The sequence below is a fragment of the Pseudomonas mendocina genome, assembly GCA_037482215.1.
Classification (GTDB): Bacteria; Pseudomonadota; Gammaproteobacteria; order Pseudomonadales; family Pseudomonadaceae; genus Aquipseudomonas; species Aquipseudomonas mendocina_E.
Window position 1 is genome coordinate 4,215,955 of sequence record CP148074.1, and the last position, 14,448, is coordinate 4,230,402.

13 protein-coding genes are annotated in these 14,448 nt (G+C 57.9%); 6 read left to right on the forward strand and 7 right to left on the reverse strand.

All coding sequences use genetic code 11. The features are described 5' to 3' along the window. Positions 1 to 50: 50 nt before the first annotated feature. Entirely contained in the window at positions 51 to 1,466 is a 1,416-nt protein-coding gene (locus tag WG219_19520; GenBank protein ID WXL25460.1) for an MFS transporter, read from the forward strand. A gap of 321 nt (positions 1,467 to 1,787) precedes the next feature. Here WG219_19520 and gabD read toward each other — a convergent pair whose 3' ends face one another. From gabD to WG219_19555, 7 genes are all read right to left on the reverse strand, one after another. Next, on the reverse strand, positions 1,788 to 3,236 hold the full coding sequence (gene gabD / locus WG219_19525) for an NADP-dependent succinate-semialdehyde dehydrogenase (protein ID WXL25461.1): 1,449 nt from the start codon (positions 3,234 to 3,236) through the stop codon (positions 1,788 to 1,790). Positions 3,237 to 3,311: 75 nt separating this feature from the next. Continuing rightward, on the reverse strand, positions 3,312 to 4,331 hold the full coding sequence (gene dmpG / locus WG219_19530) for a 4-hydroxy-2-oxovalerate aldolase (GenBank protein ID WXL25462.1): 1,020 nt from the start codon (positions 4,329 to 4,331) through the stop codon (positions 3,312 to 3,314). Positions 4,332 to 4,341: 10 nt separating this feature from the next. Next, the gene (locus WG219_19535; protein ID WXL25463.1) at positions 4,342 to 5,277 is read right to left on the reverse strand and encodes an acetaldehyde dehydrogenase (acetylating); all 936 of its coding nucleotides are present in this window, start codon (positions 5,275 to 5,277) and stop codon (positions 4,342 to 4,344) included. Positions 5,278 to 5,307: 30 nt separating this feature from the next. Continuing rightward, entirely contained in the window at positions 5,308 to 6,102 is a 795-nt protein-coding gene (gene mhpD, locus WG219_19540; protein WXL25464.1) for a 2-keto-4-pentenoate hydratase, read from the reverse strand. Between the two features lie 29 nt (positions 6,103 to 6,131). Beyond that, positions 6,132 to 6,989, reverse strand: a complete 858-nt coding sequence (locus tag WG219_19545; protein ID WXL25465.1) for an alpha/beta fold hydrolase — start codon at positions 6,987 to 6,989, stop codon at positions 6,132 to 6,134. A gap of 28 nt (positions 6,990 to 7,017) precedes the next feature. Further along, positions 7,018 to 7,971 (reverse strand): 3-carboxyethylcatechol 2,3-dioxygenase, encoded by a 954-nt coding sequence (gene mhpB, locus WG219_19550; GenBank protein ID WXL25466.1) that lies wholly within the window; start codon positions 7,969 to 7,971, stop codon positions 7,018 to 7,020. A gap of 1 nt (position 7,972) precedes the next feature. Next, positions 7,973 to 9,637, reverse strand: a complete 1,665-nt coding sequence (locus tag WG219_19555; GenBank protein ID WXL25467.1) for a bifunctional 3-(3-hydroxy-phenyl)propionate/3-hydroxycinnamic acid hydroxylase — start codon at positions 9,635 to 9,637, stop codon at positions 7,973 to 7,975. A 288-nt stretch (positions 9,638 to 9,925) separates the two neighbouring features. On the opposite strand from WG219_19555, the gene WG219_19560 reads away from it, so the two are divergent. The 5 genes from WG219_19560 (at position 9,926) to hpaI (ending at position 14,413) form a co-directional block, all read left to right on the forward strand. Next, positions 9,926 to 10,771: a DNA-binding transcriptional regulator gene (locus tag WG219_19560; protein WXL25468.1), complete on the forward strand. Its 846-nt coding sequence runs from the start codon at positions 9,926 to 9,928 to the stop codon at positions 10,769 to 10,771. A 156-nt stretch (positions 10,772 to 10,927) separates the two neighbouring features. Continuing rightward, complete coding sequence (locus WG219_19565; protein WXL25469.1) at positions 10,928 to 11,788, forward strand: alpha/beta hydrolase; 861 nt, start codon at positions 10,928 to 10,930, stop codon at positions 11,786 to 11,788. Positions 11,789 to 11,868: 80 nt separating this feature from the next. Next, complete coding sequence (locus WG219_19570; GenBank protein WXL25470.1) at positions 11,869 to 12,732, forward strand: alpha/beta hydrolase; 864 nt, start codon at positions 11,869 to 11,871, stop codon at positions 12,730 to 12,732. Positions 12,733 to 12,764: 32 nt separating this feature from the next. Continuing rightward, positions 12,765 to 13,568 carry a 2-oxo-hepta-3-ene-1,7-dioic acid hydratase gene (hpaH, locus tag WG219_19575; GenBank protein WXL25471.1) on the forward strand — a complete coding sequence of 268 codons (804 nt, stop codon included), beginning with the start codon at positions 12,765 to 12,767 and terminating at the stop codon, positions 13,566 to 13,568. Between the two features lie 11 nt (positions 13,569 to 13,579). Continuing rightward, positions 13,580 to 14,413 (forward strand): 4-hydroxy-2-oxoheptanedioate aldolase, encoded by an 834-nt coding sequence (gene hpaI, locus WG219_19580; protein WXL25472.1) that lies wholly within the window; start codon positions 13,580 to 13,582, stop codon positions 14,411 to 14,413. Positions 14,414 to 14,448 lie beyond the last annotated feature (35 nt).

Here is a 14,448-nt window from a genome sequence, read left to right on the forward strand (position 1 = left end):
GGACCTCTCTGGCCAACACCCCACCAATACAACTAAAAAAACGGTGATGTATGCATAACAAAGACAGATCGCTGGCGAGCATCTGGGACAACATTGAGCCATGGTGGATGGTTCTGGTCCTGCTGATGTTCTATGTAATGTCAATTCTCGACCGTCTGGCCCTCAACATGCTGGTGGTGCCCATCCAGAAGGAAATGGGCTTCACTGACGTACAGATGAGTTTGATCATTGGCCCCGCATTCGCTATTGCGCACGGGCTTTTCGCGTTTCCGCTGGGCTGGGCCTGCGACCGTCTCTCACGCCGTAAAGTGCTGTTCGGCGGCTTCGCAGTGTGGTCCGCAGCGACCGTTTGTGCAGGTCTGTCGAAGACCTTCCCATCGCTGTTTGCCAGCCGTGTAGTCGTCGGTGCAGCAGAAGCATCGCTGATGCCTGCGGCCTACTCGATGATTGCCGACCGCGTGCCGCGCCACCGTATGACGACTGCCATGTCGATCTTCGGCATGGGCCCAAAACTCGGTAACGCATTCGCATTTGGCGTAGGCGGCTGGGTCATTGCCTACACCGCCAGCGTAGGCACCATGGCCTTCCCTGTGGTCGGTGAAATGAGTGCTTGGCGCTCAGCGCTGATCCTGCTTGGTGCACCTGGTGTACTGCTTGCCCTTTTGGTCTTTACTTTCCGTGAGCCGATCCGTCGCGGCATGAACGGCCTGACAGAACGCGCCAAATCGGTGACAGAACAGGTTGGTGAGATCAACTTCAAGGACTACATCAAGCAGCGTAAATTGCTGTACGGATTGCTCCTGCTGGGCTTCTCCTGCACCACCGTAGCGGCACTGGCTTCTCTGTCCTGGGTTCCGACTTACATCACCCGTCACTTCGGCCTGACGCCGAAAGAGTACGCGCCGGCCCTGAGTATCCTGTACGCAGTAGGTGCCTGCACCATGCTGCTCAAAGGCATCATCATTGACTGGATGTACAAGCGCGGCTACCAAGATGCCCACATCCGCTTCTACGCCTTCATCCTGGTACTGGCTCTGCCTGCTATCGGCATTGCATTCACCACGGATGACTTCAAGGTGTTCGTGATTGCCTATGCAGCACTGGACGTGATCCTGCTGAACTCCGTGTTCTACGTCAGCGCCACCATCCAACTGATGGCCCCGACTCACCTACGTGGTCGCGTCATGGGTATGTTCATTCTGGTGGTAGGTACCCTGGCACCGACCCTGTCGCCGCCACTGGTTGCGTACATCACCGAGCACGTGTTCGAGGACCAAGCCAAACTGGGCTACTCCCTGATCAGCGTCTCGGCCACCAGCGTGATCCTGGCCATCATTGTTCTGGGCATCAGCCTGCGCTACCTGCGTCCTGAGCTGCAGCGCGTCTCCGATGAGAACGAAGCCAAGCGCAAAGAAGCAGAAGCTGCTGAAGCCGCAGAGGCGAATGCCAAACCTGCGACAGCCTAATCAGGCAACGTGAAAAAAAAGCCCGCACCACGCTGCGGGCTTTTTTTCGTCTGCAATCTATGACCCTGCCTACACACCTAGTTCGCGGCTAAAGCCGCTCCCACAAACCACCGAAACCTGTAGTAGTGGCTTCAGCCAAGAATGGCAACTGCGTGCGCCAGATACAGAAGCCGTTAAATAGCAGGCGTAAAAAAACCGCTGATCGCGGTTTTTCTTTTGCCTGAATACGTTGAGTCAGCCTGCTAATAGCCTCTTCGCAGCTAAAGCCACGCCTGCAAACCACTTAACTCTGCAGGAATGGCTTCAGCCACGAACACGGCCTTACAGGGACAGGCAGAGGTATTTGATTTCCAAATAGTCTTCGATGCCGTACTTGGAGCCTTCGCGGCCCAGGCCGGAGGCTTTGATGCCACCGAACGGCGCAACTTCGTTGGAGATCACACCGGTGTTGATGCCGACCATGCCGTACTCCAACGCTTCCGCCACACGGAATACGCGGCCCAGATCACGGGCATAGAAGTACGAAGCCAAACCATATTCAGTGTCGTTGGACATGGCGATGACTTCAGCTTCGTCTTTAAAGCGGAACAGCGGCGCCAGCGGGCCGAAGGTTTCGTCTTTGGAGACCAGTGCGGAGGTCGGCACGTCCACCAGAATAGTCGGTTCGAAGAAGGTGCCAGCCAGCGCACTTGGCTTACCGCCGCTGACGATACGTGCGCCTTTGCTCACGGCATCTTCAATGTGTTCCTGTACCTTGGCGACAGCTTTGGCATCAATCAGCGGGCCAGTGGTGATGCCTGCTTCCAGACCATTACCGAGCTGCAGTTTGTTGACCGCTGCTACCAGCTTCTCAACGAAGGCATCGTAGACGCCGTCCTGAATGTACAGGCGGTTGGCACACACGCAGGTCTGGCCGTTGTTGCGGAATTTGGAGATCAGCGCGCCTTCAACAGCAGCGTCCAGATCAGCGTCATCGAAGACAATAAACGGCGCGTTGCCGCCCAGTTCCAGCGACACCTTTTTGATGTCCTGCGCACACTCAGCCATGAGTTGACGACCAATTTCAGTGGAGCCGGTGAAGGTCAACTTGCGTACTTTCGGGTTGCCAGTCAGCTCACCGCCGACTTCACCAGCGCTGCCAGTCACTACGCTAAACACGCCCGCCGGAATACCCGCCTGCTCAGCCAGAGCCGCCAGAGCCAGTGCCGAGTACGGAGTTTGCGAAGCAGGCTTGAGCACCATTGTGCAACCCGCTGCCAGTGCCGGGCCTGCCTTGCGGGTGATCATCGCGGAGGGGAAGTTCCACGGCGTAATCGCAGCGGTCACGCCAATCGGCTGCTTGAGCACGATGATGCGTTTGTCTTGCTGGTGGCCGGGAATGGTGTCGCCATACACGCGCTTGGCTTCTTCACCGAACCACTCAAGGAAGGACGCTGCATAGGCAATTTCGCCGCGGGATTCGGTGAGCGGTTTGCCCTGTTCCATGGTCATCAAACGGGCCAGGTCTTCCTGGTTAGCCATCATCAGCTCGAACCATTTGCGCAGGCGGTTGGCGCGGTCTTTCGCGGTCAGGTCACGCCAGGCTGGCAGGGCACGCTCAGCGGCATCAATCGCGCGACGGGTTTCATCACGGCCCATTTTCGGCACGCTGCCGAGGATTTCACCCGTGGCTGGGTTGTTCACGGCAATTGTTTGGCCGTTGTCAGCATCCACCCACTGTCCGTCGATATAGGCCTGTTGGCGGAACAGATCCTGATTGTGCAATTGCATGGTCATCTCCAGTCGCATTCAACACATAAAAAAAAGCCGTGGCGAACCACGGCAAATTCAGGCACAGCGGTGGTGTCAGCGCTTTAGCAGGTCCAGCGCGACATCCACAATCATGTCTTCCTGACCGCCAACCATGCGGCGCTTGCCCAGCTCAACGAGGATGTCGAGGGTCGACAAACCGTATTTCTGCGCCGCCACTTCAGCGTGACGCAGGAAGCTGGAGTAAACACCGGCATAGCCGAGGCCGAGGGTTTCACGGTCTACACGGACCGGGCGATCTTGCAGCAGACGCACCAGATCATCCGCTGCGTCCATCAGTGCATACAGGTCCGTGCCATGGTTCCAGCCCATGCGCTCGGCGGCTGCGATAAACACTTCCAGCGGTGCGTTACCGGCACCGGCGCCCATGCCGGCGAGGCTGGCGTCGATACGGTCACAGCCCTCTTCCACCGCAACGATGGAGTTGGCCACGCCGAGGCTCAGGTTGTGGTGCGCGTGCATACCGGTCTGAGTTTCCGGGTTAAGCACGGCCTTGAAGGCACGCATACGGTCGCGGATGTCGTTCATGTTCATCGCGCCGCCGGAGTCGGCCATGTAGATGCACTGGGCACCGTAGGACTCCATCAACTTGCCTTGCTCGGCGAGTTTTTCCGCCGGAATCATGTGGCTCATCATCAGGAAGCCGACGGTGTCCATGCCCAGGCTGCGGGCGTATTCGATGTGCTGCTTGGACACATCCGCCTCGGTGCAGTGGGTGGCGACACGAACCGAGCGTGCACCGGCATCGTAGGCAGCCTTGAGGTCGTGAACCGTGCCGATACCCGGCAGCAGCAGTACGGTGATTTTGGCGTGTTCGATGACATCCGCAGCGGCTTCGATCCACTCCAGATCGGAGTGTGCGCCAAAACCGTAGTTGAAGCTGGAGCCTTGCAGGCCGTCACCGTGGGTGACTTCGATGGAATCAACGCGAGCCTTGTCCAGCGCGCGGGCGATGTCCTGCACGTTCTGGATCGAGTACTGGTGGCGGATGGCATGGCTGCCGTCACGCAGGGTCACGTCGGAGATGTAGAGCTTTTTGCTTGGATCAAAGGTCATGGTGCTGTCCTCAGCCGTTGATCATGGATTCAGCCATGCGCTCGGCGGTAGCCAGCGCGGCAGAGGTCATGATGTCCAGGTTACCCGCGTAGGCTGGCAGGTAGTGCGCCGCGCCTTCGACTTCGAGGAACACGGAGGTTTTCAGGCCGGAGAACTTGCCGTGGCCCGGGATGTTCAGCGGTGCATCTTCAGGGATCACGTCGAACTGCACTTTCTGCTTCAGGCGATAGCCCGGCACATAGGCGTTAACGGCTTTTTCCATTTCCAGCACGGAGGCTTCCACAGCAGCTTGATCAGCCGCTTCGGAGAGCACGAACACCGTGTCACGCATGATCAGCGGCGGCTCAGCCGGGTTCATGATGATGATCGCCTTACCCTTGGCTGCACCGCCGATCACTTCGATGGCTTTGCTGGTGGTTTCGGTGAACTCATCAATGTTGGCGCGGGTGCCCGGGCCAGCGGATTTGGAGGCGATGGAGGCGATGATCTCGGCGTAATGCACTTTGGCCACGCGGGAGACCGCAGCCACCATCGGGATGGTGGCTTGGCCACCACAGGTGACCATGTTCACGTTGAGCTTGTCGATGTGCTCAGCACCGTTGACCACCGGTACGCAGTACGGGCCAATGGCCGCAGGTGTCAGGTCGATCAGGCGAATGCCCGGCTTGGCAGCACGCAGCTGGGCGTCGTTTTTCACGTGAGCACCGGCGCTGGTGGCATCGAACACGAAGTCGATGTCAGCGAACTCAGGCAGATTGATCAGCCCCTGTACGCCTTCAGCTGTAGTGGCAACACCCATGCGCGCAGCACGGGCCAGACCGTCGGATCTCGGGTCGATACCGACCATGGCTGCTACTTCGAGGAACTTGGCGTTGCGCATAATCTTGATCATCAGGTCGGTGCCGATATTGCCCGGACCGATGATGGCGGCTTTTAGTTTTTTCATCGTTAGTACCTTAAGTGCACGCAGGCAAAGTTATTCAGCGCTGAACTGCACGCCGACCTGGCCAATGCCTTCAATCACCGCTTCAAAATGATCACCGGCAGCCACCGCCACCATCGGACCCAATGCACCGGTCAGGATGATGTCGCCCGCTTTCAGCGGCGTCCCCAAACGGGCCATGGTCGAGGCCAGCCAGGCCGCTGCATTGAGCGGATGGCCCAGGCATTCAGCACCGCTGCCGCTGGATACCACTTCACCGTTGCGGGTCATGCTCATGGCCGCTTTACGCAGGTCAACATCCGCAATGCGACGCGCCGGGCCGCCGAGTACAAAGCAACCGCTGGAGGCGTTATCGGCCACGGTGTCGACGAAGCGGATGTTCCAATCTTTGATGCGCGAACCGACGATCTCCAGCGACGGCATCACCCAGCCCGTGGCATCGAGTACGTCGAGGAAAGTGGTGTCGATACGCGGCAGGTCTTTTTCCAGCACCAGCGCAATTTCCGCCTCAATCTTTGGCTGCATCACGCGGTTAAACGGAACGGTGTCGTTGTCGCCGTAGCACATGTCGGCAAACAGGGTGCCGAAGTCCGGCTGATCCACGCCCAATTGCGCCTGCACTTTCTTGTTGGTCAGGCCGATTTTGCGACCGACCACACGACGGCCAAAGGCCTCGGCATGGGCAACATTCAAGCGCTGAATCGCATAGGCCGCTTCTGCACCGTCCAGACCAATCTGATCGCGCAAAGGCTCGATGCCTTCGCCGCTACGTTCTGCCTTACGCAGGGCTTGAGCCAGCTGCTCCAGCGTGTCAAAGGAAACACTCATGATGACCTCTCTAATGGCTGCAGCAGTGATCAGTGGGTGAGGAAGTCCAACACCAGTCGGTTGAACTTTTCAGCATGTTCCCACTGCGCCCAATGGCCACATTTGTTGAAGACATGCAGCTGTGAATTGAGAATCCCAGCGTTGAGGCGATAGCCCGTATCCACCGGAACAAAACGGTCATTGCGGCCCCAAACGATGAGGGTTTCCGCCTGAATTGAAGGCAAACGCGGGCCAAAATCCGGGAACTGCACAGGGTGCGCTTGCAGACTCTTAACGAAGTTTTCCAGGTGATCCGGACGCGCCAGCAGGTTCGCCAGGCGAGCTTTCATCAGGTCTTCAGTCAGGTCACTGGCGTCGTAAACGAACACCTGCATCATGCGGTTGAGGTTTTCCAGGGTCGGGTCGCGATACAGCGCACCGATCAGCTTGATGCCCTCGGTTGGCATCGGCACAAAGGCGCTCACGCCACCTGTACCGCCGCCCATGAGCACCAGCTTGTCAACGTTTTGCGGGTATGTCAGGGCAAACGCAACAGCACTGTGACCACCCATGGAGTTGCCCAGCAGGCTGATTTTGTCGATCTGCAGATGATCGATCACAGCCTTCACCACGCGGGCGTTGAAGTCGGAACGGGACTCAGCGCACAACACCGAATCACTCTTGCCCCAGCCGGGGCAGTTAATCAGCAGGACACGGAAACCAGCATCCACCACCGGGTCGATGTTGCGGTTGAAGTTAGCCCAACCGGTTGCACCCGGGCCTGAGCCGTGCAACATGACCACAACACGTTCGCCACTGCCAATGTCGTTGTAGTGGACTTTCAGCGAGCGACCAGCATCTTCAATGGTGACGAACTGGCTGGTGCTCTCTTCGTTGAATCGGCTCATTAGCGTGTCTTCCGTAATGAATTCTTGATCATTGCCCGTCAGCACATGGACGGGCGCTCAGCGTGCCGAATCCGGCAATCCACTCGGGAATTTCGCGGTAATAACGGTCACTGGCCTGATACGGGCCAAACGCTTGTAATGCAGCACTGGCGGCAACCCAGGTTTTCACTTCATGGGTGGATTTACCTGCCAGCGCAGACAGCTCAGCATTCGCTACGCTGTCCAGCTCGGCCATGCGGCCTTCGCTGAGAATGTCGAGGAACTGCTGATCCCACTCAGGATTGAGTGGGTGCAGCGAGTTCTGGTCGTGCACGAATCGCTGCGCAGCGAGGATCACCCGCTGCGTGCGTGCTTCGCGCTCATCGGCAGGTAGGTACCTGCCACTGCCTTTTAGCCTGTCGGCCATTAACCCATCGACTTTGGCCAGTTCAGGCACCGGGGGCTGATGGGAAAGCCCGCCAGATGCAATGAACAGGACGCGCTGGTTCAGCGATTGGGCCCAACGGCCAATGGCTTCGCCCAGCAGACGGGCACGCTGAAAGCTCGGCAGCGGGGTCGCTACCGAGTTGATGAAGACCGGGATCACCGGCACTTCTCCCAGGCCACCGAACAACAGTTCCAATGGCTGAGCAGCTCCGTGGTCGAGTTGCATGCGGTAAGACACAGCCGAATCAATACCAGCGTCCAGCACAGCGGCAGCACAGGACTCTGCCAGCTCCTGAGGGACCGTCAACGGCCCTGCCAGCGTGCCAAAGTCACCAATGGCATGAGCTGCCATACCGATACAAAACGACGGCATCACGTCGTAAAAAAAACCGTTGTAGTGATCCGGCGTGAACAGCACCACCAACTCCGGATCAAACTCGGCAACCCGCTGACGGGCTGCCGCAATCACACTGTCCACCTCATCCAGCACCGCTTGCGCAGGGTCGACAAACCCCACCAGTGGTGTGTGCGACAGGCACTCCAGCAAAGCGGCCATATCAGGCCACCTTGCCTGGGTTGATCTGGGCGTTGCCGATCACCGGCGTCGCACGCAATGCGTAAAGCACCTGAGCGGCGGCCTTATCCAGCATTTGCGGGATGGTCGCAGCGGCGACGAAACGGTCCGGACGCAGAATCACAACAGAAACCGGGTGCAGACCGAACCAAGTCTTCAGACGGTTCGTGCAATCACCCACGGTGATCACACCGTCGATCACTTCGCGCTCAGCCTTGAGCTGAACCGCTGGCAGCACTTGGATGAACTTAACACCCAGCTGTTCGTACGCGGCGATCTGCTCAGGCTTCATGCCCCACTTCGGATTGCTGCCCCAGGCAATGATCGCGAAGTTGCTACCAATGACCTCATCCAACAGCACCTGACGACCATCTTCCAGCTCCACTTTGGGCTGAATAAACATGCGCCCGGCTGGGGAGTCTTTAATGTTGTCGGCAACCACCACACCTTGGGTGTACTTCGGCATCGGCTTAAAGCGCATCTCCAAGAAGTAACGCTTCACCGGCGGTACGTAATTGAGCAGCCAGGAGATACCGTCACGCAGCGTGGCGTACCAACGCTTCGGCGGGTTAAGCACGTTGCCTGCCAATACGGACAGATCGATCATCGCCTTGGCATGGTCACGACGCTCAGCCTCGTAGGTATCGAGCAGAGCAGGATCAGCCAGGCCTTTGACCACCAGCGCCAGCTTCCACGCCAGGTTGCTGGCATCACGCATACCGCTGTTGTAACCCTGGCCCTGCCAAACCGGCATGATGTGGGCAGCATCACCCGCCAGCAGAATGCGATCCATACGGAAACGACCGGCAAGACGGGCGTTGTGGTTATACACACGCTGACGGATCAGCTCGACCTTCTCCGGCTCCGGCAGCACCTGCGAGAGCAGTTTGCGCATATTCTCAGGCTGGCTCAGTTGCTCTTCCGTTTCACCTGGCATCACCATGAATTCGAAACGACGAACACCGTGCGGCAGTGCAGCGGATACATACGGACGCACCGGATCAGCACACAGGTAAATGTTTGGCGTGCCCAGCGGGTCGTTGGCGATGTCGACCACAATCCACTGGTTCGGCGCAGTCTTACCATCAAAGGAAATGTTCAGGGTGCGGCGCACGTAGCTGTTGCCACCATCACAGGCAACCAAGTAATTGGCACGCACACGTTCTTCAGTCCCATCACTCTTGCGCAGGCTCAGATCAACGCCTGCGGCATCCTGAGAGAAGCTGTACATATCGCGGGAGAACAGGCAGCGAACATTGGGGAAGCGCCCCAAGCCTTGATACATCACTCCATCGACTTGCGGCTGGATGAACGCATTACGGCGCGACCAACCGAACTCATCAGTCATCGGCTGAATGTCAGCAAAGCAACGGCCCTTAGGCGTCAGAAAACGCATGGCGTGCCAAGGCGTTGTGTGCGGTAATACCTGATCAACCAGGCCAAAGGACTGAATGGTGCGCAGCGACTCATCGTCGATGCCGATGGCGCGTGGATAGTCGATCAGGGTATCGAGTTTTTCGATAACCAGAACCTCGACACCCATTTGTCCGAGGTAGTTTGCAATAGCCAGTCCGACCGGTCCGGCCCCAAGCACAACGACTTCCGCCTTATAGCTTGTCTCGTTAAGCTCTTGTGGGGTCTGGGTCATTATTGTTCTCCGCCAGGAAATAGCGCGCGCTGATTTTTCAGGGTTGAAAATGACCCCGAAGCTCACCGCAAGGTGAAGCGCCGCGTGGTTATGCATATCAGGGAAGGGGTTGGCACCCCGACATTGCCGCGTCAGCTACGCGATGTCGGTCGATGTTTACCAAGGTGTATGATCACCGGCCAAACCACCTTTTTAAGGGTTGGCCGGAGTATAGAAACAAGAAAAAAACAGCAGCAATCAGAAAGCCGTTAGTTGTGCACTGGATGCACATAGCTTTGAGTAAGCGTGATGACACAAGAAGAAAAAGAAACTGAGTACAAATCCGTACGCGGATTGATTCGCGGCCTGGCCGTTTTACATGCCATGAGCCGGGCCAGCGGCTCTGCCAGCATCAACCAACTAAGCCAGGAAACCGGGCTGCATCGCACAACGGTCAGACGCCTACTGGAAACCTTGCACCAAGAGGGCTACATCAAGCGCCACAGCTCCGAGGACAGCCTCTATCAGCTCACCCTCAAGGTGCGTGAACTGAGTGAGGGATTCCGCGACGAGCAATGGATTTCTTCCCTGGCCTCCCCAGTATTGGGCAGCCTGTTGCAGAAAGTGCATTGGCCAACCGACCTCTGCACCCTGGATGTGGATGCCATGCTAGTCCGGGAAACCACGCACAAATTCAGCCGCCTCTCGTTCAACCAGGCCATGATTGGTCGACGCCTGCCCATGCTCTATACCTCGGTGGGACGAGCCTACCTGAGCTTTTGCCCGGACGAAGAACGCGAAGCCATTCTGGACCTGCTGCGCGCCCGCGAAGACGAGGAAGGCGCACTGGCCCGTGACGAGACTTACATCCGCCGCCTGATCGAGCACACGCGCAAAACCGGCTACGGTGAAAACTACGCCCACTGGCAGTCAGAGAAGCGCATTGCGGCCATTGCCTTGCCGGTTTTCAACGGCGAAAAAGTCGCGGCGTGCCTGAGCCTGGTGTACGTGGCCAAGGCCATGACCATTCAGGATGCCGCCAAGCGTTATCTGCCCATGCTCAAAGACGCCGTTGGGCAGATTGAGGCCTGCTGGAAACAGTTCGAGTTTGGCAACACCAACAACCTGTATGAAGACGCTGAAGCCATTAGCTAATCGTGCACTTAGTGCACATAAATTACGGTTTTCGTTGCCTCAACCTGAGCCCCTTGGCTACTGTCGGAACATGCCCTAACCAGCATTAGTTTTCCTCAGGTATTTCGCGCCCTTTGCGCCTTGCAGGGCGCGCTACCCTTAGCTCCAAGGTCGGCCATGAACAATTACAAAAGCATCTGGAAGTATCTTTTCCGCACCCCTCACCGCCTCAATATGGTTGACGTCAACGGCGTTAGCACACGTTATCTTGAGGCCGGCAAACCCGGCGCACCGGTTGTCATCCTCTTGCACGGCACGGCCGGCAGCCTGGAGAACTTCTGCGCTAACTATGCCGCCTATGCCGAGCACTTCCATGTCTTCGGTATCGACATGCTGGGTTGCGGTGCAACCGACAAGCCCGACTATGACTACCTGATCCCTAATTACGCCGAACACGTCCTAGGCTTTATGGATGCTGTGGGTGTGCAGTCTGCCTCTCTGGTCGGCGTCTCGCTCGGCTCCTGGGTTGCTGCACAGGTGGCTTACGATGCGCCTGAGCGCGTCAACAAACTGATTCTGGTCGCACCGGCCGGCATTATTGTCGATGCCGAAGAGGAGCGCCGCGTGGCTGAAGGCGTGCGTAAACGTCGTAGCGCCGCTGCCACTACCCCAACATGGGAAACCGTGCAGGCGGCCATGAGTGGCCTGATGCTCAAACCAGAAGACCTGATCGACGACCTGATCGCCATCCGCCTGGACATCTACCAAGACCCGCGCATGCAAGACGCGATGCCGCGCCTGCTGGCCTTCAGCCTGGGTGGGCAGGATCTCAAGCCGGAGCAATGGCGCAGCCTGAAGCAACCGATACTGAGTATTGCCGCCGTCGATGCGCCGAACATGTTCCTGCGCAACGCTTACGCCATTGCCGAAACCGCCCCGAATGTCGAACTGCTGGAAATGACCGGCTGTGACCACTGGGCGCAGTTTGAGCAACCCGATGCCTTTAATGAACTGAGCATCAACTTCCTCAAGCCCTAAGCCCGGCACCGACCAACACCTGATTAAGTGCCGTCGCCTGTGTTGCCACACGCGTCGGCCATGCCTTTGCGAGACACCTTATGACGCAGTACCAAAGCATCTGGAAACACCTGTTCCGCACCCCGCATCAACTGGCCTGGATCGACGTTAAAGGCGTCAGCACCCGCTATCTGGAAGCGGGCAAGGCCGATGCGCCGGTGGTCATCCTGCTGCACGGCGCCACCGGTAGCCTGGAATACTTCTGCGCCAACATTGCCGCCTTGTCCGAGCACTTCCGCGTGATTGCTGTGGACATGATGGGTAACGGCCTGACTGAAGCACCGGATTACCCGTACACCCCAAGCGTATACCGCACCCACGTGCGCGACTTTATGGATGCCATGAATATCGACAAAGCGTCCTTCATTGGTGTGGCGCTCGGTTCTGCGATTGCCATCCACATGGCTCACTATCACCCGGAGCGAGTGAATAAAGTGGTCATGGTGTCCCCTGGCGCCATCGTGGTGAACGAAGAAGAAGTCGGCAAATTCATCTCCGGTGTTAAAGAGCGTCGCGGTGCTGCAACCGAGAACCTGACCTGGGAAAACGTCGAGAAGATTGTTTCTGCGCTGTTCTACAACCCAGAGAAGAGCCTGATGCCTGATCTGGTCAGCGCCCGCCTGGATTGCTATGAGTGCGACAATCTGCAAACACGCATGGCTAACATGATGTCCTCGGCGCAGCCTGAGCAATTCCTCACCCACGATCAGTGGCGCGCCCTGCAAACCCCAGTGTTGGTGACCGCTGCCGTCAGCATTCAGCACATGTTTGTGGATAACGCCCGCAAGATCGCTGAGCTGGCGCCTAACGCCACCCTCATTGAGATTCCTGAGTGCCGCATCTGGGCTCACTACGAACAGGCTGAGCTATTCAACAAAGCCGCCATCGAATACCTCAGCGCCTGATTTGATCAGCGTTTTGTAATAAGGATTACCCCATGCTCGACCAAGCCCTGATCACTGAACTGGCCGCTGAACTGCACCGCGCCGAACAAGAGCGCACCCAGACTGAACACTTCTCCAAGCGCTTCCCGGAGATGACCATCGAGGATGGTTACGCCATCTCCCGCGAGTGGGTGAAACTGAAGCTGGCAGAAGGCCGCGTCATTAAAGGCCACAAAATCGGCCTGACCTCCCGCGCCATGCAGATCAGCAGCCAAATCAACGAGCCTGATTTCGGCACCCTGCTGGATGACATGTTCTTCAATCAGGGCAGCGACATTCCGGTGTCCCGTTTCATCGCGCCACGGGTTGAAGTGGAGCTGGCCTTTATTCTGGCCAAGCCGCTGAAAGGCCCAAACGTCACCATCTTTGATGTGCTGGCCGCTACTGACTACGTGGTACCGGCACTGGAGATCATCGACTCGCGTATTGAGCAGTTTGATCGCTACACCAAAGCACCGCGCAGAGTGTTCGACACGATCTCCGACAACGCGGCTAACGCCGGTATCGTCCTCGGTGGCCGTCCGGTTAAGCCAGATGCCGTCGACCTGCGCTGGGTCAGCGCCCTGCTGTACAAAAACTCGGTGATTGAAGAATCCGGCGTTGCCGCAGCCGTGCTTAACCATCCGGCAACGGGTGTGGCTTGGCTGGCGAACAAGCTCGCCCCGTACGGTGAAGGCCTTGAGGCCGGGCAAGTGGTACTGGCCGGTTCCTTCACCCGCCCGGTGGGTGGTGTGGCCGGTGATCACTTCCACGCGGACTACGGCCCGCTGGGCAGTATTTCGTTCCGCTTCGTATAAGGCGCGCCACGATGAGCACTCCACGTTTACACAATCCGTTCAAACAGGCGCTGGCTGAAGGTAAACCGCAAATTGGCTTGTGGTTGGGTCTTGCTGACAGCTATGCCGCCGAGATTCTCGGTGGTGTCGGTTACGACTGGCTGTTGATCGACAACGAGCACGTGCCTAACGATGTGCGCAGCACCCTGCCACAACTGCAGGCCATTGCCAGCGCTGTCCATGCCGTACCAGGCAGTGTCGACTCGCATCCGGTGGTGCGTTTGCCGGTGGCTGATCCGGTGCTGGTCAAACAGTATCTGGACATTGGCGCACAAACCCTGCTACTGCCGATGATCGATACCGCCGAGCAGGCGCAAGATGCGGTACGCGCCATGCGCTACCCACCGGAAGGTATCCGCGGCATGGGCAGCGGCATTTCCCGCTCATCCCGCTGGCACCGCTTCACCAATTACATCAAAGAGGCTAACGAGCAGGTGTGCCTGCTGGTTCAGGTGGAAACCGTCGAAGCCATCACTAACCTGGATGCGATTGCCGCTACGCCGGGTGTTGATGGCGTATTTATCGGCCCGTCTGATCTATCGGCCTCCATGGGCTTTGCCGGTCAGGTTGACCACCCAGAAGTCTGCGCAGTGATTGATGATGCCATCGCCCGGATTCGCAAAGCAGGCAAGGCAGCAGGTATCCTCTGTGCCAACGAACAGCGAGCCAAGCATTACCTGAGCCTCGGTGCGCAGTTCGTCGCTGTTGGTGTCGATACCTCACTGCTCAATAGTGCAGCGAAGGGATTACTGGCTAAATTCAAAGAAACACCCAGCGTGACGCAAGCGCCAAGCTCGGGCTACTGATCCGCCCCGGCCACACAGAAATTTTGTGTGGCCGC

Coding starts and splice junctions, on each gene's coding strand:
- WG219_19520 (WXL25460.1), top strand. CDS start 51: ATGCATAACAAAGACAGATCGCTGGCGAGCATCTGGGACAACATTGAG.
- gabD (WXL25461.1), bottom strand. CDS start 3,236: ATGCAATTGCACAATCAGGATCTGTTCCGCCAACAGGCCTATATCGAC.
- dmpG (WXL25462.1), bottom strand. CDS start 4,331: ATGACCTTTGATCCAAGCAAAAAGCTCTACATCTCCGACGTGACCCTG.
- WG219_19535 (WXL25463.1), bottom strand. CDS start 5,277: ATGAAAAAACTAAAAGCCGCCATCATCGGTCCGGGCAATATCGGCACC.
- mhpD (WXL25464.1), bottom strand. CDS start 6,102: ATGAGTGTTTCCTTTGACACGCTGGAGCAGCTGGCTCAAGCCCTGCGT.
- WG219_19545 (WXL25465.1), bottom strand. CDS start 6,989: ATGAGCCGATTCAACGAAGAGAGCACCAGCCAGTTCGTCACCATTGAA.
- mhpB (WXL25466.1), bottom strand. CDS start 7,971: ATGGCCGCTTTGCTGGAGTGCCTGTCGCACACACCACTGGTGGGGTTT.
- WG219_19555 (WXL25467.1), bottom strand. CDS start 9,637: ATGACCCAGACCCCACAAGAGCTTAACGAGACAAGCTATAAGGCGGAA.
- WG219_19560 (WXL25468.1), top strand. CDS start 9,926: ATGACACAAGAAGAAAAAGAAACTGAGTACAAATCCGTACGCGGATTG.
- WG219_19565 (WXL25469.1), top strand. CDS start 10,928: ATGAACAATTACAAAAGCATCTGGAAGTATCTTTTCCGCACCCCTCAC.
- WG219_19570 (WXL25470.1), top strand. CDS start 11,869: ATGACGCAGTACCAAAGCATCTGGAAACACCTGTTCCGCACCCCGCAT.
- hpaH (WXL25471.1), top strand. CDS start 12,765: ATGCTCGACCAAGCCCTGATCACTGAACTGGCCGCTGAACTGCACCGC.
- hpaI (WXL25472.1), top strand. CDS start 13,580: ATGAGCACTCCACGTTTACACAATCCGTTCAAACAGGCGCTGGCTGAA.